Origin of the sequence: Mesorhizobium sp. B2-1-8, assembly GCF_006442545.2 — a bacterium.
Classification (GTDB): Bacteria; Pseudomonadota; Alphaproteobacteria; order Rhizobiales; family Rhizobiaceae; genus Mesorhizobium.
The window spans coordinates 1,094,044-1,113,265 of sequence record NZ_CP083952.1 but is presented as its reverse complement, the minus strand read 5'-3'; the positions used below and the strand labels follow the sequence as shown (position 1 = coordinate 1,113,265).

Here is a 19,222-nt window from a genome sequence, read left to right as displayed (position 1 = left end):
TCAGCCCGTCGCGTCGGTATCCCACGAGCCCGTCTCGGCCATGCGCCGAAGCAACGGGGCCGGCTTGAAGACATCCTTGCCGGTCTGACGATACCAATATTCGAGCCGCTCGACGATCCTGGCCGCGCCTTCGAGGCCGGCCCAGAACATCGGACCGCCCTTGCCGACGGGAAAACCGTAGCCATTGACCCAGACGACATCGATGTCAGAGGCACGGGCGGCTATCCCTTCCTCCAGAATCTTGGCGCCCTCGTTGACCAGGGGATAAAGCGTGCGTTCGATGATCTCGTCGGCGCCTATCGTGCGCGGCGCGATGCCCCTCTCGGCGGCCTTGTCGCGGATCAGCGCCTCGACCTCGGGATCGGGTACCGGCGTGCGCGAACCGTTCTCGTAGAGATAGAAGCCACGGCTGGTCTTCTGGCCGAAACGGCCCTGTTCGCACAGCGTGTCGGCGATGACGGCCGTCAAGCCGCGCGCCTTGCGGTTGCGCCAGCCGATGTCGAGGCCGGCCAGGTCGCCCATCTGGAACGGCCCCATCGGCCAGCCGAAATCGGTGAACGCCTTGTCGATCTGGCTGGGTGTCGCGCCTTCCAGCAGCAACGCTTCCGATTCAGAGCCGCGCGCCGCCAGCATGCGGTTGCCGACGAAGCCGTGGCAGACGCCGACGACGACGGCCACCTTGCCGATCCGCCGGGCGAGGTCGACCACGGTCGCCAGCGCATCGGGCGCCGTCTTCTCGGCGCGCACGATCTCCAGCAGCTTCATGACGTTGGCCGGCGAGAAGAAATGCAGGCCGAGCACATCTTGCGGCCGCGAGGTCGAGGCGGCGATCTCGTCGACGTCGAGATAGGATGTGTTGGTGGCAAGGATAGCGCCTGGTTTCGCCACTGCGTCGAGCTTGCCGAAGATTTCTTTCTTGACCGCCATGTCCTCGAACGCCGCCTCGACGATCAGGTCGCAATCGGCGAGGTCGGCATAGTCGATCGAGCCTTTGAATTGGCCGAGCCGCTGCCGCTTGGCATCCTCGCTCAGCGAGCCGCGTGTGACAGAGACGGTGTAATTCTTCTCGATCGTCGCCAGCCCCCGCTGCAACGCTTCCTGGCTGGTTTCCAGCAAGGTGACGGGAAAGCCGCCATTGGCGAAAGCCATGGCGATGCCGCCGCCCATCGTGCCGGCGCCGATGACGCCGACACGGGCGATCCTGCGCTTGACGACATCCTTGCCGGGAAGCTTGGCCGCCTCGCGTTCGGCGAAAAACAGATGCCGCTGCGCGCGCGACTGGTCGCTGGCGACGAGCTTCACGAACAGCGCCCGCTCCGCTGCCAGCGCCTCGTCGAAGGGCAGCGTGACGGCATTGCGGACCGCCTGTGCACAAGCGATCGGCGCGTCGAGGCCGCGCGCCTTCCTGGCCAAATCCGTCGCCTCGGCATCGAAGGCCGCCAGATCGGTTTCCCTAAGTCCCTCATCGCGATCACGCACCGGCGTGAAGGGACCACCCTTGCGGGCCATTTCGCGGGCAAAGTTCACGGCGTGGGTGATCAGATCGCCTTCGAAGACGGCATCCACCAGGCCGGCCCCATGCGCCTCATCCGCGCCGATCGGTGCGCCTGAAACGATCATCTTCAGCGCCTTGACGGCGCCCACCAGGCGCGGCAGCCGCACCGTTCCGCCGCCACCGGGCAGGATGCCGAGCTTCACCTCGGGCAGGCCGAGCTTCGCCCCTTGATCGGCAACGCGGAAATGGCAGCCAAGCGCCAGTTCCAGCCCGCCGCCGAACGCGGTGCCGTGGATGGCGGCGACCGTCGGCTTGGCGATGGCTTCCAGCACAGCCACGATGGCACGCAAATCGGGCTGTTGTACCGGTTTGCCGAATTCGGTGATGTCGGCGCCCGCGACAAAGGTCCGCCCGGCGCACGCAATGACGATTGCCGCGACCGATGCGTCGTCGCGCAGAGCGACCAGCGCCCGCATCAGCGGCTCGCGGACGTGAAAACCCAGCGCGTTGACCGGCGGATTGTCGATGGTGACGATGGCGACGCCATCCTCATTCGCGACGCTGACAGAATTGGACAAGCGGAGCCCTCCCGAGACCGACTGAGATCGCGGACCGGTTTACTAGGCCACGTTACAAATGGGAACCGGCTGGTCCAATTGTTGGCCCGACAGGCCGCGGTCGCGCCGTAGACGTTGCGGTCAGCGCACCGCCTTCTCACCACCGGCCGCCGTGATTACCCCTACGATGATCAGCCCGGTCAGCAAAAGCCGCACGCCGGCGCTGACGCCGAATGTGTTGAGCATGGTCAAAAGCAGCACCAGGAACAGCGCCGCACCCCAGACGCCGGGCACATTGGCCTTGCCGCCGGCCACCGATGTGCCGCCGATGACGACCACTGCGATCGAGGCGAGCAAATATTCATTGCCGATATCGACATTGGCGCCGCGGAAATAGCCGGCGAGCAGCGCGCCGTCGATGCCGCCGAGCGCCCCCGACAGCGTGTAGGTGAGGAAGCGGATGCGCCCGACCTTGACACCCGCCAGCCAGGCGGCGCGGATGTTCTGGCCGATCGCCAGCACTGAGCGGCCGTAGATCATGCGCTGCAGGGCGATGGCCGCGCCGATAGTGAACAGCACGGTCAGGATCGCCAGCACGGGAATGCCCAGCACCTGCCAGTTGGTGAAATCGGCGAAGCCCGGCGGCGGCTTGATCTGCAGCCCGCGCCCATAACTGATATCGACCGACTGGATGATGAAGCTCGCCGACAGCGTCGCGATGATCGGCGGAATGCGCAGCGCCCAGATCAGCAGATAGTTGATGGCGCCGATCGCGGCACCGCAGGCGAGCGCCGCCAGCAATCCGACCACGATCATGGCATCGCTGCCGCCCATCACCTTCATGGCAACCGCGCTTGCCAGGCCGATATTGGCTGGCAACGACAGGTCGACATTGCCGGGTCCGAGCGTGATGACGAACATCTGGCCGACGCCGACGATGACGGTGAACACGGCAAGCGACAATGCGGCCGTGACCATGCCGCCGCCGCCATAGCCGCCGGTGAAGGCGATCGTCGCCAGCCACACCAGCAGCGCGCCGACAAACGACCAGATCCAGGGTTTTGTGAGCAGCGTTTTCAGCGAAGCCATCGCTCACCTTTCCCTGCGGCTGATCAGCACCCGCGCCGCCAGCACGATGATCAGGATGGCGCCGTTGGCCGCCACCTGCCAGTCGGGCGGAATGTGCATGAAGGTGAGCAGCGGCGAGGCGGCCAGCGCCAGCGTCAGCGCGCCAATGACAGCGCCGATCGGCGAGACCCGGCCGCCGACGAACTCGCCGCCACCGAGGATGACGCCGGCGATGGCCAGCAGCGTGTAACCATTGCCGATATTGGCATCCGCGGAGGTGGTGATGCCGATCAGCGCCATGCCCGACAGCACGCCGAAGAGGCCGGCAAGCGCAAACAGCACGATCTTGGTCTTGAGCAGCGACCAGCCGGCCCGCCGCAGCGCCGCCGGATTGCCGCCGGAGCCGCGCAGGATCACGCCGTACGAGGTGCGCATCAGGCCGAAATGCACGACCGCCGCGATCAGCAGCGCGGCGATGATCGGAAACGGAATGAAAGGCGGCTTAAACGACATGATCGCCAGCAGCCAGTCCGGCGCCTTGCCGCCGGGCTTTGGCAGGACGAGGATGGCCAGCCCCTGCCAGACGAAACTCATGCCGAGCGTCACCACGATGGAAGGCAGGTTGCGCAGATGGATCAGCGCGCCGAGCAGCGCATAGATGCCGATCGACCCGAGCAGTATCGCGACGCCGATAAGCGGTGCGTCCTTCAGCCATGTCGCGGTGACGCAGCCGACAAAGCCGACAAAGGTGCCGATCGAGAGATCGAGCTCGTTGCCGGCGATGACGAACATCTGCGCGATTGTCGCCAGCGCGATCGGAATCGCCAGGTTCAGCATCAGGCTGAAGCCGAAGTAGCTGATGGCGCGCGGGTTGAGCCAGGCGATTGCCGCCAACACCAGCGCCAGCGAAAGCGCCGGCAGCAGGCCGCGCAACAGCCGCGCCCGCGCCGCCGCGTTGCGTGCCGCCGATCCCTTGAAGCCATTGTCGATCGGCGTCGCCGTCATTTCAGGCCGCATCGCCGAAGGAGGATTGGATGATCTTCTCTTCGGTCAGTTCGTCGCGCGTCAGATTGGCAACGATGCGGCCGTTCTTGAAGACATAGATGTGGTCGCAATTGTCGAGCTCTTCGGTTTCGGTCGTGTACCAGAGGAAAGTACGGCCGCGACCCGCCTCCTCGCGCACGAGGTCGTAGACCTCCAGCTTGGTGCCGATGTCGACGCCGCGCATCGGATCGTCCATCAGCACGATTTCGGCATCGGAGCCCAGCGCACGGGCAAACAGGGCCTTCTGCTGGTTGCCGCCCGATAGCGAGAAGATGTTGTTGTTCATGTCGGGCGTGCGGATGCCGATCTTCTTCTTCCAGGCATCGGCGAGCTCCGCCTCGCGGCGCGGCGAGATCAGCAACCCGTTACGCAGACGCGCCAGCGAACGGATGCCGATATTCTGTGCAATCGACCATTGCGGGAAAATACCGTCCGACTGGCGGTCCCCCGCCACCAGCGCCACCGGCGCCGTGACCTCGATGCCGGCCTTGGCGCGTGCGGCGGCGTCGAAGATCCGCAGCAGCAAGTCGGTCTGTCCGTGGCCGGCCAGCCCGGCAAGGCCGATGATCTCGCCCCCGCAGGCGACAAGGTCCTTGCCGTCGGTCTGCCCGGCGGGCCGCGCCCGGACGCGCAGCGGTCTGGCGCCTGCCTTGGCGGCAGCGGCCTGTGCGGCGGTCTTCTCGCGCGCCGCCGCCCCACCCATCACCGTCACCAGCCGGTCGCGATCGAAGGCACCAGCCGGGTCCGACGCCACCATCTTGCCGTCGCGCATCACCACGATCCGGTCAGCGTTCCGCAACACTTCACCCAGCACGTGTGAGATCAGGATGCAGCTTTTCCCGCCGGCGACGAAGCGGCGCACGAAGGCCAGCAGCTGGCCGGCCGTGTGCGCGTCGAGCGACGAGGTCGGCTCGTCGAGGATGACCAGGTCGAGCCGGTCCTGCGTCACGGTAAAGGCGCGCGCCACCTCGACCATCTGCCGCCGGCCGATCGACAGATCGCCGACAATGTCCCAGGCCGAGATGCCATGGTCCGGGAAGATCTCATCGAGCTTGGCGGCGATCAGCTCGGCGGCCTTGCGCCGCCAGCCGAAGCCGGAGAGCGACGCATGGTTGATGCGCGTGTTCTCGGCGACGCTGAGATTGGGACACAGCGACAGTTCCTGGAACACGCAGCGTATGCCGAGCTGCTGTGCCCGCGATACGGAATAATTGTCCTCGATGCCGCCATGCACGCCGATCGTCCCGCTGTCGGGCTTCGAGGTGCCGGCCACCATGTGCATCAGCGTCGACTTGCCGGCGCCGTTATGGCCAACGAGGCCGACGCATTCGCCGGGTCCGACATGGAAATCCACCCCGCCCAGCGCGCGGACGGCGCCGAAATGTTTTTCGGCACCGTTCAGTCTTACGATGTCAATATTGGCGGCGCCGAAATGTTTTTCGGCGCCGCCAAGTCTGATGTCCGTGTTGCCTGCGGCCATGCTCAACGATATCCGCTCAGTGATGCCCGGGCAACGCGTGTGCGACGTTCACTTGATGTTGGCTTTGATCGCCGCGATGGCATCTTCCTGCGTGTATTCGTGGGTGGCGACACCACCCTCCTTGATCTTCGGCAGGGCCGCCTCGAAATCGTCCTGGGTGAAGGCGAGATACGGCACCAGCAGGTCGTGCGGGATGTCCTTGCGGCCATCGAGCACCTGCTGCGCCACCCAGAAAGCGAGCGTCGACACGCCGGGCGCGATCGAGGCCGACCAGGTCTGGTAGCCGTCCTTCTCCTTCTGTTCCTTCCACCACTTCAATTCGTCCTGCCGGTTGCCCATGATGATGGTCGGCCGCGGCTTGTTGGCGGCGGCGAAGGCTTGCGCGGCGCCATAGCCGTCGCCGCCCTGGTCGACGACGCCGACGACGTCGGGCAGCGACGGCAGGATGGTCGCGACCGCTTTCTGCGCTGTGGTCTGGTCCCAGTCGCCGGTGACCGAGCCGACGATCTTGAACTCGGGATGCGCGGCCACACCCTCGAGGATGCCGGCATGGATGGCGTCGTCGATCGAGGTTCCGGCCAGGCCCCGGATTTCAAGCAGATTGCCGCCCTTGGGCTGGAACTTGGCCATATGCTCGACTTCCTGCTTGCCCATGTCCTTGAAGTCGACGACCACGCGGTAGGCGCAAGGCTCGGTCACCGTGCCGTCGAAGGAAACGACGGTGATGCCTGCGTCGCAGGCCTGCTTGATGGCGCCGTTGAGCGCATCCGGCGAGGCGGCGTTGATGACGATGGCGTCATAGCCCTGCAGGATTAGGTTTTGTACCTGCGCTGCCTGCGTCGGCACCTCCTTGTCGGCGGTGGTGAAGACATCGGCCGCGGCGACGATCTTGTCGTCGACCGCCTTCTTGGTGACGATGGCGTAGCTGTCGAGCATCGCCTGCCGCCACGAATTGCCGGCGTAATTGTTCGAGAATGCGATTTTCTTGCCGCTGGTGTCGGCGAGTGCCGTGCCGGCTGCGAGCACTGCTGCCAGGGTGCCCAGAACGAACAGTTTCTTCATGTCATACTCCTCCCGAGTGTTGCTGGTCTGCTACTGATGAGCGTCGCGATTGCGTACCTGTTTTTTATCTATTATCAGACAAAAGTGCAGCAGGGCCGGCGGGCTGTCAACTGCAATCCGCGAAAGGCCGGCGATCAACTTGCGGTGCAATGATTGAAAGCGCTTCGGTGAATGGGCTAGGCATGGCTCATGAGGCTGAAAAGCATGGCGGTGACGCCGATCGTTCCCCCTGGAGCCCCGGGAATTCCGGCGCGCTGGACGTCGAGCGCCAAAAGCGGCGTCGGAACTTCTCTCTCGTCGGCCGGCCCTGTCTGGTTCACGATCAGCCACGGCATCCTGAATGAGATCTATTATCCCGGCGTCGACAGCGCCTGCACGCGCGACCTCGGCCTGATCGTCACCGGCAAGGATGGATATTTCTCCGAGGAAAAACGCGATGCCACGCACGGCATCGAGCCGTTCGAGGACGGCGTGCCCGCCTACAGGCTGGCCAATACGGCTGATGACGGCGCCTACCGGATCGAGAAGAGCATTCTGGCCGATCCGGCTCGCCCGACCTTGCTGCAGGAGATCACCTTCACCCCGCTCGAGGGCGTTCCGGCCGATTACCGCGTCTACGCGCTTCTGGCGCCGCATCTGGTCAATGCCGGCATGGGCAACACCGCCTGGGTCGGCGAATACCAGGGAAAGCCCGTCCTTTTTGCCTCGGGGCGCGGCACCTGCCTGGCGCTGGCCTCGTCGCTGCCCTGGCGGGATTGTTCGGCCGGCTATGTCGGCGTCTCCGATGGTTGGCAGCAATTGAACCATGCCGGCAAGCTCGATCCAGCATGCTGTCGCGCCGAGGACGGCAATGTCGCGCTGACCGGCGAGATCGGCTTCACCGCCACCAACACAAAAGCCGTGCTGGCGCTGGGTTTTGGGACGACGCCGGACGAAGCAGCCGAAAACGCCTTCGCCAGCCTGAAGCGGGGATTTGAACCGGCGGCGAAATCCTATGTCGAAAAATGGCGCGAATGGCAGGCCGGGCTGCTGCCACTGGACCGCGACCGGACGCCCGGAGTGCCGGGAGTGAACGGCTACCGCGTCTCCACCGCGGTGCTGGCCACCCACCGGTCATCGGTCATGCCGGGCGCGGCGGTGGCCAGCCTGTCGATCCCGTGGGGGTTCGACAAGGGCGACGATGATCTCGGGGGCTATCACCTGGTCTGGCCACGCGACCTGGTCGAAACGGCGGGCGGCTTTCTCGCCGCCGGCGATGCCGCTTCGGCCCTTTGGATCCTGGAATACCTCCGCTCCATTCAGCAGCCGGACGGCCATTGGCCGCAGAACGCCTGGCTCGACGGCACGGCCTATTGGCCCGGCATCCAGATGGACGAATGCGCCTTCCCCCTGCTGCTGGCCGATGCCCTGCATCGCGCTGGCCACTTGCCGAGTGCCAGGCTCAAGACCTTCCTGCAGATGATCGAGAGTGCCGCTTCTTATGTCGTGCGCAATGGACCCGTCACCGGCGAGGACCGCTGGGAAGAAGACGCCGGTTACAGCCCGTTCACGCTGGCCGTCGAGATAGCCGCACTGCTGGCCGCGGCCGACCTGCTCGATGCCTGCGGCAAGCAGGCCGCGGCAAGCTATCTGCGCGAGACCGCCGACTGCTGGAACGACCAGGTCGAGCGCTGGACCTATGTCACCGGCACCGCCATCTGCAAGGCCGCCGGCGTCGCCGGCTACTACGTCCGCATCGCGCCGCCGGACAGCGCCGATGCCAGCTCGCCGAAAGACGGCTACGTGCCGATCAAGAATCGCCCACCCGGCGACACGGACCGACCGGCCGAGGAAATCGTCAGCCCCGACGCGCTGGCGCTGGTGCGCTTTGGCCTGAGGGCCGCCGACGATCCGCGCATCGTCGACACGATCAAGGTCATCGACGCGCATTTGCGCTGCGAGCTGCCGCAAGGGCCGCTCTGGTACCGCTATGACAGCGACGGCTATGGCGAGCATGAGGATGGCGCGCCTTTCGACGGCACCGGTCAGGGCCGGCCCTGGCCCCTGCTCGCCGGCGAACGCGCCCATTACGAGCTCGCGGCCGGGCGCAAGGACAAGGCGGCCAGCCTGCTCGACACGCTGGAACGCTCGGCCGGAACCGGCGGCCTGCTGCCGGAACAGGTCTGGGACGGCGCCGATATTCCGGGCCGCGAGCTGCTGCATGGCAAGCCGTCGGGCAGCGCCATGCCGCTGGTCTGGGCGCATTCCGAACATGTCAAGCTGCTGCGCTCCCTGCGCGACGGCGCCGTCTTCGACATGCCGCCGCAAGGCGTGAAGCGCTACATCGAGGACAAGACCGTGTCGCCCTTCAGGACATGGCGCTTCAACAACAAGATCCGCACGCTGCCCGAGGGCAAGACATTGCGCGTCGAGCTTCTGGCGGCAGCCACAGTCCACTGGAGCGCCGACAATTGGGCAACAGCCCACGACAGCCAGACGGCGGAAAACGCTTTCGGCATCCACCTTGTCGATCTGCCCACGGCCGGCCTCCCCAGCGGACGCACGCTGATCTTCACTTTTTTCTGGCCCGGAACCGGCGATTGGGAGAATGTCGACTTCTCCGTCATGTCAGGCGCTCAGGACAGTCAGTAGACCTTTCCTCGACAAACCCTGCAAATCTCTAGGAAACAGGACGAAACCATGCAGATCGGAATGATGGGACTGGGCCGGATGGGCGCCAACATGGTGCGGCGCCTGATGCGCGACGGCCACGAATGCGTCGTCTACGACATCAACCCGGCCAGCGTCGCCGCGCTGGTCAGCGACGGCGCGCTGGGGGCGGCTTCGATGGCGGAATTCGTCGGCAAGCTCGCCAAGCCGCGCTGCGTGTGGCTGATGCTGCCGGCGGCGATCACCGGCAAGATCATCGATCAGGTCGCGGCGCTGATGGAGCCTGGCGACATCGTCATCGACGGCGGCAATTCCTATTATCACGCCGCCGTCGACGAGGCAGCGAAACTGGCTGGCAAGGGTATCCATCTTGTCGATGTCGGCACCAGCGGCGGTGTCTGGGGGCTGGAACGCGGCTACTGCCTGATGATCGGCGGCCCCGACGTGGCGGTGCAACATCTCGATTCGGTCTTTGCCACGCTGGCGCCTGGTCTCGATACCGGCGCGCCTACCCCGGACAAGACCGCGGGCACGGCGCCCTATGGCTACCTGCATTGCGGACCGAGCGGCGCCGGCCACTTCGTCAAGATGGTGCACAACGGCATCGAATACGGCGTCATGGCCGCCTATGCCGAAGGCATGAACATCCTGAAGTCGGCCAATGCCGGCAAACGGCAACGGACGGCGGACGCCGAGACAAGCCCGCTTGAGAACCCGCAATACTACCAGTTCGATGTCGACCTTCCGCAGGTGGCCGAGGTGTGGCGGCATGGCAGCGTCATCGGCTCCTGGCTGCTCGATCTCACCGCCGGCGCGCTGAAGAGCGATCCGGGCCTGGCGCAATTCGGCGGCCGGGTCTCGGATTCCGGCGAGGGTCGCTGGACGCTCAAGGCGGCGATCGACACCGGCGTGCCGGCGCCGGTCCTGTCCTCGGCCCTGTTCGACCGCTTCTCCTCGCAAGGCGAATCCGAATTCTCCGACAAGCTGTTGTCCGCCATGCGCTATGCCTTCGGCGGCCACATCGAAAAACCGAAGGACGGCAAGTGACGGCGACAGGGGAGACGCACGCATGAGCCAGGAACGGTCCGACACGCTGGTGCTCTTCGGAGCGACCGGCGACCTCGCCCACAAGAAGATATTTCCAGCGCTTTACCAGATGGTCGCCAAGGGCACGCTCACCGAACCGGTGATCGGCGTCGCCTTCGACGCCTGGGATTTGAAGCAATTGCAGGACCGCGCCCGCGACGGCATCGTCGACGCGCTCGGCAAGATCGACGAGAAGGTGTTCGCCAAGCTGGCGTCGCTGCTGCGCTATGTCAGCGGCGACTACCGCGATCCGGCCACTTTCGAGAAGCTGAAGACGGCACTTGGCAGCGCCCAGCGGCCGCTGCACTACATGGCGGTGCCGCCGACCATGTTCGAGACTGTCGTGCAAGGGCTGGAGCAGTCGGGCACCGCGCATGGCGCGCGGCTGATGGTGGAAAAGCCATTCGGCCACGATCTGCAATCGGCGCGCTGGCTGAACCGGGTGCTGCACCTGGTGTTCGACGAACAGTCGATCTTCCGCATCGACCACTATCTCGGCAAGGAAGCGATCCAGAACCTGCTTTATTTCCGCTTCGCCAATTCCCTGCTCGAGCCGATCTGGAACCGCAATTACGTCGAGAGCGTCCAGATCACCATGGCCGAGGATTTCGGCATCGAAGGGCGTGGCCGCTTCTATGACGATGTCGGCTGCATCAGGGACGTCATCGAGAACCATCTGCTCAACATCCTGCTGCTCCTGGCCATGGAGCCGCCGGTCGGCCGCTCCGCCGACGATTTGATCGACGAGAAGGTGCAGGTGCTGCGCGCCATCCGGACATTGACAAAAAAGGATGTCGTGCGCGGCCAGTTTGCCGGCTATCTCGCCGAGCCCGGCGTGGCGCCGAACTCGCCGGTCGAAACCTTCGCGGCGGTGCGCTTCTTCGTCGACACCTGGCGCTGGCAGGACGTGCCGTTCTTCATCCGCGCCGGCAAGAACATGCCGGTGCATGTCACCGAGGTGGTGGTGCGGCTGAAGCGGCCGCCTCTCGACGTCTTCGATCCGATCAAGCCCGCCGACCAGAATTACGTCCGTTTCCGCATCGACCCTCAGGTGATGATCGCCATCGGCGCCCAGCGCAAGGCGCCCGGCGACGACATGATCGGCGAGCAGGTGGAACTCGCCGCCCTCGACGATTCGAAGGGCGACATGCCGCCCTATGAACGGCTGATCGGCGACGCCATGAACGGCAATGGCCAGCTCTTCACCCGCCAGGACGCGGCCGAACTGGCCTGGCGCATCGTCGGTCCGGTGCTCGGCGATACCACGCCGCCGCATCTTTACGAGCCGAAGACATGGGGGCCGATGGACGCCATGGCCGGCTTCGGACCGCCCAATGGCTGGATCGACCCGGTGGCATGAGACTTCCTGTGTCAACCTGTTGTGAGCAAGAAGCTAGCGGCGGGGTGTTTGTTGGGGTCGTAGGATGTGCCGTCCTGCCATGCGCGCCAGAGGATTCTGAGCCAGGCTCTGGCGAGGATGCGAACGGCATGAGGGTGTCTGCATCCTCGCTCTCTGGCGTCGTGATAGACCTTGGCAGCCCAGGGGCTGGCATGGCGGGAGTTGTCGGCGAAGCAGGTGAGCGCCGCGCGCAGTCGCTTGTTGCAGGCCCATCGCCATGTAACGGCGCGGGATTTACCGCTCTGGTAGGTGACTGGTGCGACGCCGGCCTCGGCGGCCAGGTGTTCCTGGCTCTGGAAGCGGTCCCGCACGTCGCCCAGCTCGGCGGTGATCTGTGCAGCGCAGATCTTTCCGGCGCGCGGAAAGGACATGACGATCTTTCCTTCGGGCAGTTCGGCAACGGCATGTTCGATGCGGCTGGAGAGCTTGCCGATCTGGGCGACGAGGCTTTCGAGAGTAACGGCGATGGCACGTACGAGTTCACCCTTGGCGTCGGCCTCAGCTTCAGCGGCCATTGTGGCGGGAGCCGCGCGCAGCCGGCCGAGCACATCGGCAACACTACGCCGGCCGCAATACTGGTTCTGGGCAAGGAAGGCAGCCATGCGCTTCTCACCCAAGCGGCTGGCGCTTTCGGGTGTGGGATAGCGCTGGAGGAAGGCCAGTGCGATCGGGCTTGCGATGTCGGCGAACAAACCGGCGGCGCCAGGCCAGAAGCTTTCGAGCAAGGCGCGCAGCTGGTTGGCGAGGACGAGTCTTGTGGCGACGAGATCGTCACGGCCACGCACCAGCGCGCGCAGTGCCTTGATGGCATCGGATTGCGGCTTGAGCGGGGTCAGCCGGTGCCCGTCGGTGCGCAGGATGTCGGCAAGGATGTAGGCGTCACCAGGATCGCTCTTGGCGGCGACGGCGCGATAGCGCGGCCGGCACGCCTTGACGACATTGGGATGGACCGGCGTGACGACGAAGCCGGCATCGACCAGCGCGTCGACGAGCAACCCGCTAGGCCGTTCGATGGCGATCGGCGTCTCGCCGGGTGGCCCATGCCGTCGCAAACGCGCGACGAGATCGGCAAGCCCATCGCGGTCATGGGCCACGACAAAATGGTCGAGGACCTTACCGGCGGCGTCGACGACACAGACGGCATGGCTCGAGCCGCCCCAGTCGAGTCCGACGAAAATGGTCATGGATGCACCTCACTGAACTGGAGTATGGTGCCCGGTGCCGGGAGCCCTCACGGGTTGCTCATCAATCGGCGCTCTGGACCCATCTTGGTCGAAGTGTCTGTGGCGCATCTTCCTGTAGCCCGTCTGTGGCTCTCGGCCACCGAAACGCTGCAAGTCTCATGCGGGCCCTCATCGGGCAAGCGACATAGGCAGTCGTCACGGTGGCGCGGGACCAACGCCCAATCAGCTCCTAAACTGATTCAACGCAATCGTGAGGTTGCCTGATGAGCGGAGGGGACCAGATGGCCAAGGTGATTAAGCAGGCTGCGTCGGATACCGGGCAGGTCGTCCTTTCGATCGACATTGGCGGGTCGCACGTTAAGATCCTGACCAGCGACGGTGGCACCGAGCGCCGGACGGATTCCGGGCCTGACCTGACGCCACGGCAGATGATCGACAAGGTGAAAAAGCTCGCCGAGGGACTGTCCTATGACGTCATCTCGATGGGTTATCCGGGCCCGGTGCGTCACAACAAGCCGGTGCTCGACCCGATGAATCTCGGCAAGGGCTGGGTCGGCTTCGATTTCACCGCTGAGTTCGGCAAGCCGGTCAAGGTGGTCAACGACGCGCTGATGCAGGCCCTCGGCAGCTATGAGGGCGGGCGCATGCTGTTCCTCGGCCTCGGAACCGGCCTCGGTGCGGCGATGATCCTCGATAATGTCGGCCAGCCGATGGAACTCGCCCATCTCCCCTATAGAAAAGGCCAGAGTTTCGAGGATTATGTCGGCGAACGCGGCCTGGAAAAGCGCGGCAAGAAGAAGTGGCGCGGTCATGTCTTCGACGTCGTCAACCGGCTGCGCGCCGCCCTGCAGCCAGACTATGTCGTCATCGGCGGCGGCAATGTCGACAAGCTCGACGAATTGCCCGCCAACTGCAGGCGCGGTGACAACACACGCGCTTTCGAAGGCGGATTTCGTCTGTGGCGCGACAAGGCCCTGATCGTCTGATATTATTACAGTTTAGTATAGTTGTTCAAAATGGCGTGTGATGTCGCGCCGATAGATTGCATTGTGCAGGTTTGCCGACTAGGAAGTCAGCCCCACTACATCGCGTCGCGCGCGACGCACAAAGACGACGCACTTTAATTTTGCGCATCATCCTTTTTGAAAACGGCCCCATTTTCGAGGTCATGCGCCATGGATGGAGGAAATAGATTGACCGACGAAAACAGCCACGCCAGCAAGGCCCTCGACCTTCTCGAACTGACCGCCCATATCGTATCGGCTTATGTCGAGAAGAATCGCCTGCCCGCGTCCGGCCTTCCCGAACTGATCGCCAGCGTCAGCGCCTCGATCAGTGGGCTCGGCCAGCCGGTCGCTCCGGTGGCGGCACCGCTGGTCCCGGCCGTCAACCCGAAGAAGTCGGTGACGCCGGATTTCATCATCTGCCTCGAGGACGGCAAGAAGTTCAAATCGCTGAAGCGTCACCTCGGCGTGCATTTCGGCCTGTCGCCGGATGCCTACCGCGCCAAATGGGGCCTGCCGTCGGACTATCCGATGGTTGCCCCCAACTACGCCGCTTCGCGCTCGGAACTGGCGAAGTCGATCGGGCTCGGCCGCAAGGCCGTCGCCCCCCCGCCTGCCAAGGGCAAAGGCCGAAAGGCCAAAGTCCCGGCCTGAGCAACTCAGTCCTGAGCCAATACTTAATGCATGTCGCCTGGAAGTGTCCTCGGTTCCGGGATAACGACATGCATAAAATCAGAAGCTTACAGCAGGTCGGGCGAATCCTATTCGCCCGACATGCTGTAGAACGACTGGAACAGAAGCCTGCCGGCGAAACCGCCTTGGCAGGCTTCATGTTTTTGTGGCTTGGATGAACCGGACAAGCTTTGAGCAATTCCAGGAAAAGTGTGAAACGGTTATCCGTCCGGAATTGCGTCTAGACAAAGGGAGTGGAGCTGTTTGCCGTTTCCGTGAAACGGTGAACCGCTCCGGGGGGGGGAAGCCATGAACTACACCAGGATGGTGATCGAGAAAGAGGCCCCGGAGGAATACGGCTACGACCGTATCCGCTACAATCTCTCCGAAAGCTCGATTGCCGACCAGAAGCTCTCCGACATCGGCCTCTCGCTGCCGGACCTGACGCTCTTTTACGGCGAACATCGCGGCGACAAGGCGCTGCGCGACCTGATCGCGGCACAGGATGCCGGCATCTCGCCCGACGATGTGCTGGTCACCGCCGGTGCGGCCGGTGCGCTGTTCATCATCTCGACCTCGCTGCTGTCGGCCAGCGATCACCTCGTCGTCATCAGGCCCAACTACGCCACCAACATCGAAACGCCGCGGGCGATCGGCTGCGCCATCAGCTTCGTCGACCTCGCCTTCGAGGAAGGCTTTGCCGTCGATATTGAGCGCGTCAAGGCAGCGATGCGGCCGAATACGAAGTTGATCAGCGTCACTTGCCCGCACAATCCAACCGGCACCATGATGAGCCGTGCCGAACTCGACGCGCTGGTGGCGCTCGCCGAGGCCAGCGGCTGCCATCTGCTGGTCGACGAAACCTATCGCGACCTCTCCTATGGCAGGCGCCTGCCTTCGGCGGCCTCGCTGAGCAAAAAGGCCATCAGCGTCTCGTCGCTGTCCAAGGCCTTCGGCATTCCCGGCATCCGCATCGGCTGGCTGACTGCAAGGGATGCCGCCCTCCAGGAAAAATTCCTCGCCGCCAAGGAGCAGATCGGCATCTGCGGCAGCGTCATCGACGAAGGCATTGCGCGCGGCGTGCTGGAGCGCCGGGACGTGTTTCTGGCAAAGCTGCTGCCCGAGATGGCCAAGCGCCGTGATATCGTCCAGGCTTGGATCGACCGCGAGCCGCTGGTCGACTGGGTGCGGCCTGAGGGCGGTGTCGTCGGTTTCCCGCGCCTCGGTGTCGAGCCCGGCTTCGACCTCGACCGGTTCTATGTCAGGCTGCTGGAGGACCACGGCACCTATGTCGGGCCCGGCCACTGGTTCGAGATGGAAAAGCGCTTCTTCCGTATCGGCTTCGGCTGGCCGACGGAGGCCGAGTTGAAAGGCGGATTGGACGCGATTTCGGCCGCGCTGCGGCAGTAACTTCCGCGTGCTACCGAGAGCGCGGCTCGAAAGTCCCTTGATCCAGACCTGATTTTGAAGCATATGCGCGCCGAACTTTACCAAGTTCCATTGGTCGGACCAGCGCCCATTCGGGAAGTGCCCCGCCGGCATAGCAACGGGGCCTCACTCCATGATACCTGAGCAAAATTTACCGGAGCAGCGCTATGCGGCTTTCCGGCACAAAGCCTTCCTCAGCTACTGGACGGCGCGCTTTCTCACCACCTTCGCGACCATGATCGTTTCCGTCGCCGTCGGCTGGCAGATCTATGACCTGACGCGCGATCCGTTCGACCTCGGCATTGTCGGCATCGTCCAGTTCCTGCCATCGCTGCTTCTGGTGCTGGTGACAGGTGTGGTCGCCGACCGCTTCGGCCGCCGCCTGATCATGGCGCTGGCAACGGTGGTCGAGGCAGGCTGTGCGCTCGTTCTCCTGTACTTCACGCTGCGCGGCCTCGTCAGTCCGCTGCCGATCTTCGTCGTTCTGGCGCTGTTCGGCATGGCGCGCGCCTTTTACGGACCGGCCTCGTCGTCGCTGTTCGCCAATCTGGTGCCGCCGGAAGATTTCGGCAACGCGATTGCGTGGAACTCGTCCGCCTGGCAGACGGCGACGATCATCGGTCCGGTCGCGGGCGGCCTGCTCTATGGCGTCTCGGCCGAAGCCGCATACGCTGTCGCCTCTGTGCTGATGCTGGTGGCCGGTCTGCTGATCTTCACCATTCCCAAACCCGCCCAGCAAAGCGCCACCGACAAGCCGACGATGGAAACACTGTTTGCCGGCTTCCGTTACATCTGGAGCGAGAAGATCGTGCTCGGCGCCATCTCGCTCGATCTCTTCGCCGTGCTCCTGTCCGGCGCCTCGGCGCTGCTGCCGGTCTATGCGCGCGACATCCTGCAACTCGGTCCATGGGGCCTCGGCCTGCTGCGCTCGGCACCGGGCATCGGCGCCGTCTGCGTCGCGGTCTGGCTCGCCGGGCACCCGATCCGCGACCATGCCGGCAAGATCATGCTGAGCTTCGTCGCGGCGTTCGGCGCCTTCACCGTGCTGTTCGGTCTGTCGACCCTCACCTGGCTGTCGATCGTTGCTCTGGTCTTCCTCGGCGCCACCGACATGTTCAGCGTCTATATCAGGGAAACGCTGATCCAGCTGTGGACGCCCGACGAGGTGCGCGGCCGCGTCAACGCCGTCAACCAGGTCTTCGTCGGCGCCTCCAACGAGTTGGGTGAATTCCGTGCCGGAAGCATGGCGGCGCTGATCGGCACGGTTCCGGCGGTGGTCATCGGCGGCGTCGGCGCCGTCGCGGTTGCCGGCCTGTGGGCCTATCTGTTCCCGCAACTGCGCAGGGTTCGCCACCTCAACGGGCGAAACTGACGGTCTCATCGGTATCGGCGGAGCCGCGAATCTGTGCTAAGCCGCCCGCCCAACCAACCAAAGGACAACACCTGTGAGCGAACCGACTGTGGCCGAGGCGACCGAAAATATCTATGCGTCGCTCCGGTCGGACAATGCCGATATCGACGCACATATCGCGGCGCTCAAGGCAGCGCTGGCGCGGGAGGGGATAAAACAGGCGGTGTTCGATCCTGCCAAATTGGCACAGAACAACCGCTCGGGCCGCAAGTTGATGCAGGCCTACTTTCGGCAGCGCGGCGTGAGCGTGAGCTTTTCGGAGTAGAGCAATTCCAGGAAAAGTGCGTAGCGGCTTTCCCGGGAAAAGCGCGTAGCGCTTTCCCTAGGGAATTGCGTGAAAACAAAGAGTTAGAGCGGGTCGGCGATTCTATCAAACGCTGAACCGCTCTAGTTTCCACGCTCCGAAAGCCGACAGTCGGAAAGCGGCAGATCGGTCATAGCACCGGCTCTGACCTACCGCGCCACCGGCCCGCCAAAAATCATCCGCAAGAACTCGTCGAGCCAGCGCTTCAGATGCATGTCCCAGATCAGCCGGCCGCCGAGATGGTCGCGGCCGGGCTGGGCGCCGGGCAGTTCGAAGCGATGGGCGCCGCGCACCACCCAGCGTTGCATCATCACCCGGGTGAGTTCGCCATGGAACTGGATGCCCCAGGCATTGTCGCCATAGCGGAAGGCCTGGTTGGGATAGGTCTCGTTCGTGGCCAGCAGCATCGCGTCGCCCGGCAGCGAAAAGCCCTCGCGATGGAACTGGTAGACCATTTCGGGCCAGTGCATCAGTTTCTTGCCGGCCTCGGTCGCCTTCAGCGGATACCACCCGATCTCGACCAGTCCTTCACCATGGCCCTCGACCTTGCCGCCGAGATGGTTGGCCAGCATCTGCGCGCCCAGGCAGATGCCGAGCAGCGGCCGGTTTTCCCTGAGCGGAATTTCCAGCCATTTGGTCTCGCGGCGGACGAACTCGTCCTCGTCATTGGCGCTCATCGGCCCGCCGAACACCACCGCGCCGGCATGACCATCCAGCGTTTCCGGCAAGGCGTCGCCGAGCGGCGGGCGGCGGATGTCGAGATCGAAGCCTTCTTCCAGCAGCATGTGGCCGACGCGTCCGGGGCTCGAATTCTCCTGATGCAGAATGATCAGGATCTTTGGCTTCGGGCTCGTTCTGGGCGGCATGGAAAGGCGAAAATCCTACTCGTCGCTCGATGTTCCGGTGGCGCCGGGTACCTCGGCCGCGGCCTTGCGGCGCGCCTCGACCCGGTCGCGGCGCTCGACGCCGATCAGTTCGGCGACCCGCCACACCGTGTTGTCCTCGAGCTCATGCAACTCGCCATCGGCATAGACGATCTCCCACATCAGGCCGATGAAGGCCTTGCGCCCCTCCGCGTCGAGATGGCGCTTGAGCACGCTGGTGAAGGCGTAGAGGTCGATCGCCTCGTTGTCGGCGCGCTCGCCGGCGGCGGCCAGCGCTTCGAGTTCGGCACCGTTGATCGAATAGCTCTGCGCCAGCACCGCCTTGAACCGCTCCCATTCGACATCCTGGCGCACGCCGTCGGCATTCATCGCATGGTAGAGCAGCGCCGAAGCCGCGACGCGCGGATCGTCCGTGCTGGTGTGGCTGCCGGAGCCGGCCGGCAAATCCCTAAGAAACGACAGAACGCGCTCGAACATCAATTCATTCCCAATCGG

The 19,222-nt window shown here is 64.5% G+C and carries 16 protein-coding genes; 8 read left to right on the top strand and 8 right to left on the bottom strand.

The features are described from left to right. From FJ970_RS05375 to FJ970_RS05355, 5 genes are all read right to left on the bottom strand, one after another. Positions 1 to 2,073, bottom strand: coding sequence for a 3-hydroxyacyl-CoA dehydrogenase NAD-binding domain-containing protein (locus tag FJ970_RS05375; RefSeq protein WP_140761534.1), 2,073 nt, complete (start codon positions 2,071 to 2,073; stop codon positions 1 to 3). 120 nt (positions 2,074 to 2,193) lie between these two features. Then, on the bottom strand, positions 2,194 to 3,141 hold the full coding sequence (locus FJ970_RS05370) for an ABC transporter permease (RefSeq protein ID WP_140761531.1): 948 nt from the start codon (positions 3,139 to 3,141) through the stop codon (positions 2,194 to 2,196). Positions 3,142 to 3,144: 3 nt separating this feature from the next. Then, positions 3,145 to 4,125, bottom strand: coding sequence for an ABC transporter permease (locus FJ970_RS05365; protein ID WP_181178714.1), 981 nt, complete (start codon positions 4,123 to 4,125; stop codon positions 3,145 to 3,147). Position 4,126: 1 nt separating this feature from the next. Then, positions 4,127 to 5,644: a sugar ABC transporter ATP-binding protein gene (locus tag FJ970_RS05360; protein ID WP_224614308.1), complete on the bottom strand. Its 1,518-nt coding sequence runs from the start codon at positions 5,642 to 5,644 to the stop codon at positions 4,127 to 4,129. 48 nt (positions 5,645 to 5,692) lie between these two features. Next, positions 5,693 to 6,706 carry an ABC transporter substrate-binding protein gene (locus FJ970_RS05355; protein ID WP_140761526.1) on the bottom strand — a complete coding sequence of 338 codons (1,014 nt, stop codon included), beginning with the start codon at positions 6,704 to 6,706 and terminating at the stop codon, positions 5,693 to 5,695. A gap of 204 nt (positions 6,707 to 6,910) precedes the next feature. Here FJ970_RS05355 and FJ970_RS05350 point away from each other — a divergent pair, with 204 nt between their 5' ends. From FJ970_RS05350 to zwf, 3 genes are read left to right on the top strand one after another with little or no spacing between them, the layout of a single operon-like run. Beyond that, positions 6,911 to 9,337 (top strand): glucan 1,4-alpha-glucosidase, encoded by a 2,427-nt coding sequence (locus tag FJ970_RS05350; RefSeq protein WP_140761675.1) that lies wholly within the window; start codon positions 6,911 to 6,913, stop codon positions 9,335 to 9,337. A gap of 48 nt (positions 9,338 to 9,385) precedes the next feature. After that, the gene (gnd, locus tag FJ970_RS05345; RefSeq protein WP_140761524.1) at positions 9,386 to 10,402 is read left to right on the top strand and encodes a phosphogluconate dehydrogenase (NAD(+)-dependent, decarboxylating); all 1,017 of its coding nucleotides are present in this window, start codon (positions 9,386 to 9,388) and stop codon (positions 10,400 to 10,402) included. A gap of 22 nt (positions 10,403 to 10,424) precedes the next feature. Next, positions 10,425 to 11,801: a glucose-6-phosphate dehydrogenase gene (gene zwf, locus FJ970_RS05340; RefSeq protein ID WP_140761522.1), complete on the top strand. Its 1,377-nt coding sequence runs from the start codon at positions 10,425 to 10,427 to the stop codon at positions 11,799 to 11,801. A gap of 11 nt (positions 11,802 to 11,812) precedes the next feature. Here the strand turns inward: zwf and FJ970_RS05335 are convergent, their stop codons facing one another. Continuing rightward, entirely contained in the window at positions 11,813 to 13,024 is a 1,212-nt protein-coding gene (locus FJ970_RS05335; protein ID WP_140765949.1) for an IS110 family transposase, read from the bottom strand. A gap of 281 nt (positions 13,025 to 13,305) precedes the next feature. Here FJ970_RS05335 and FJ970_RS05330 point away from each other — a divergent pair, with 281 nt between their 5' ends. The 5 genes from FJ970_RS05330 (at position 13,306) to FJ970_RS05310 (ending at position 17,804) form a co-directional block, all read left to right on the top strand. Continuing rightward, complete coding sequence (locus FJ970_RS05330) at positions 13,306 to 14,010, top strand: ROK family protein (RefSeq protein WP_140763365.1); 705 nt, start codon at positions 13,306 to 13,308, stop codon at positions 14,008 to 14,010. 189 nt (positions 14,011 to 14,199) lie between these two features. Then, the gene (locus tag FJ970_RS05325) at positions 14,200 to 14,682 is read left to right on the top strand and encodes a MucR family transcriptional regulator (protein WP_210243071.1); all 483 of its coding nucleotides are present in this window, start codon (positions 14,200 to 14,202) and stop codon (positions 14,680 to 14,682) included. 327 nt (positions 14,683 to 15,009) lie between these two features. After that, positions 15,010 to 16,110, top strand: coding sequence for an aminotransferase class I/II-fold pyridoxal phosphate-dependent enzyme (locus FJ970_RS05320; protein ID WP_140763361.1), 1,101 nt, complete (start codon positions 15,010 to 15,012; stop codon positions 16,108 to 16,110). A gap of 151 nt (positions 16,111 to 16,261) precedes the next feature. Further along, positions 16,262 to 17,500, top strand: a complete 1,239-nt coding sequence (locus FJ970_RS05315) for an MFS transporter (RefSeq protein WP_140763358.1) — start codon at positions 16,262 to 16,264, stop codon at positions 17,498 to 17,500. Positions 17,501 to 17,573: 73 nt separating this feature from the next. Continuing rightward, positions 17,574 to 17,804 (top strand): hypothetical protein, encoded by a 231-nt coding sequence (locus tag FJ970_RS05310; protein ID WP_140763355.1) that lies wholly within the window; start codon positions 17,574 to 17,576, stop codon positions 17,802 to 17,804. A 188-nt stretch (positions 17,805 to 17,992) separates the two neighbouring features. Here the strand turns inward: FJ970_RS05310 and FJ970_RS05305 are convergent, their stop codons facing one another. Both FJ970_RS05305 and FJ970_RS05300 read right to left on the bottom strand, forming a co-directional pair. Continuing rightward, the gene (locus FJ970_RS05305) at positions 17,993 to 18,709 is read right to left on the bottom strand and encodes a glutamine amidotransferase (RefSeq protein ID WP_140763352.1); all 717 of its coding nucleotides are present in this window, start codon (positions 18,707 to 18,709) and stop codon (positions 17,993 to 17,995) included. Between the two features lie 15 nt (positions 18,710 to 18,724). After that, a complete protein-coding gene (locus tag FJ970_RS05300) occupies positions 18,725 to 19,204 on the bottom strand; it encodes a TerB family tellurite resistance protein (RefSeq protein WP_140763349.1) in 480 nt (159 codons plus the stop codon). Positions 19,205 to 19,222 lie beyond the last annotated feature (18 nt).

Coding starts and splice junctions, on each gene's coding strand:
- FJ970_RS05370 (WP_140761531.1), bottom strand. CDS start 3,141: ATGGCTTCGCTGAAAACGCTGCTCACAAAACCCTGGATCTGGTCGTTT.
- FJ970_RS05365 (WP_181178714.1), bottom strand. CDS start 4,125: ATGACGGCGACGCCGATCGACAATGGCTTCAAGGGATCGGCGGCACGC.
- FJ970_RS05360 (WP_224614308.1), bottom strand. CDS start 5,644: ATGGCCGCAGGCAACACGGACATCAGACTTGGCGGCGCCGAAAAACAT.
- FJ970_RS05355 (WP_140761526.1), bottom strand. CDS start 6,706: ATGAAGAAACTGTTCGTTCTGGGCACCCTGGCAGCAGTGCTCGCAGCC.
- FJ970_RS05350 (WP_140761675.1), top strand. CDS start 6,911: ATGGCGGTGACGCCGATCGTTCCCCCTGGAGCCCCGGGAATTCCGGCG.
- gnd (WP_140761524.1), top strand. CDS start 9,386: ATGCAGATCGGAATGATGGGACTGGGCCGGATGGGCGCCAACATGGTG.
- zwf (WP_140761522.1), top strand. CDS start 10,425: ATGAGCCAGGAACGGTCCGACACGCTGGTGCTCTTCGGAGCGACCGGC.
- FJ970_RS05335 (WP_140765949.1), bottom strand. CDS start 13,024: ATGACCATTTTCGTCGGACTCGACTGGGGCGGCTCGAGCCATGCCGTC.
- FJ970_RS05330 (WP_140763365.1), top strand. CDS start 13,306: ATGGCCAAGGTGATTAAGCAGGCTGCGTCGGATACCGGGCAGGTCGTC.
- FJ970_RS05325 (WP_210243071.1), top strand. CDS start 14,200: ATGGATGGAGGAAATAGATTGACCGACGAAAACAGCCACGCCAGCAAG.
- FJ970_RS05320 (WP_140763361.1), top strand. CDS start 15,010: ATGAACTACACCAGGATGGTGATCGAGAAAGAGGCCCCGGAGGAATAC.
- FJ970_RS05315 (WP_140763358.1), top strand. CDS start 16,262: ATGATACCTGAGCAAAATTTACCGGAGCAGCGCTATGCGGCTTTCCGG.
- FJ970_RS05305 (WP_140763352.1), bottom strand. CDS start 18,709: ATGCCGCCCAGAACGAGCCCGAAGCCAAAGATCCTGATCATTCTGCAT.
- FJ970_RS05300 (WP_140763349.1), bottom strand. CDS start 19,204: ATGTTCGAGCGCGTTCTGTCGTTTCTTAGGGATTTGCCGGCCGGCTCC.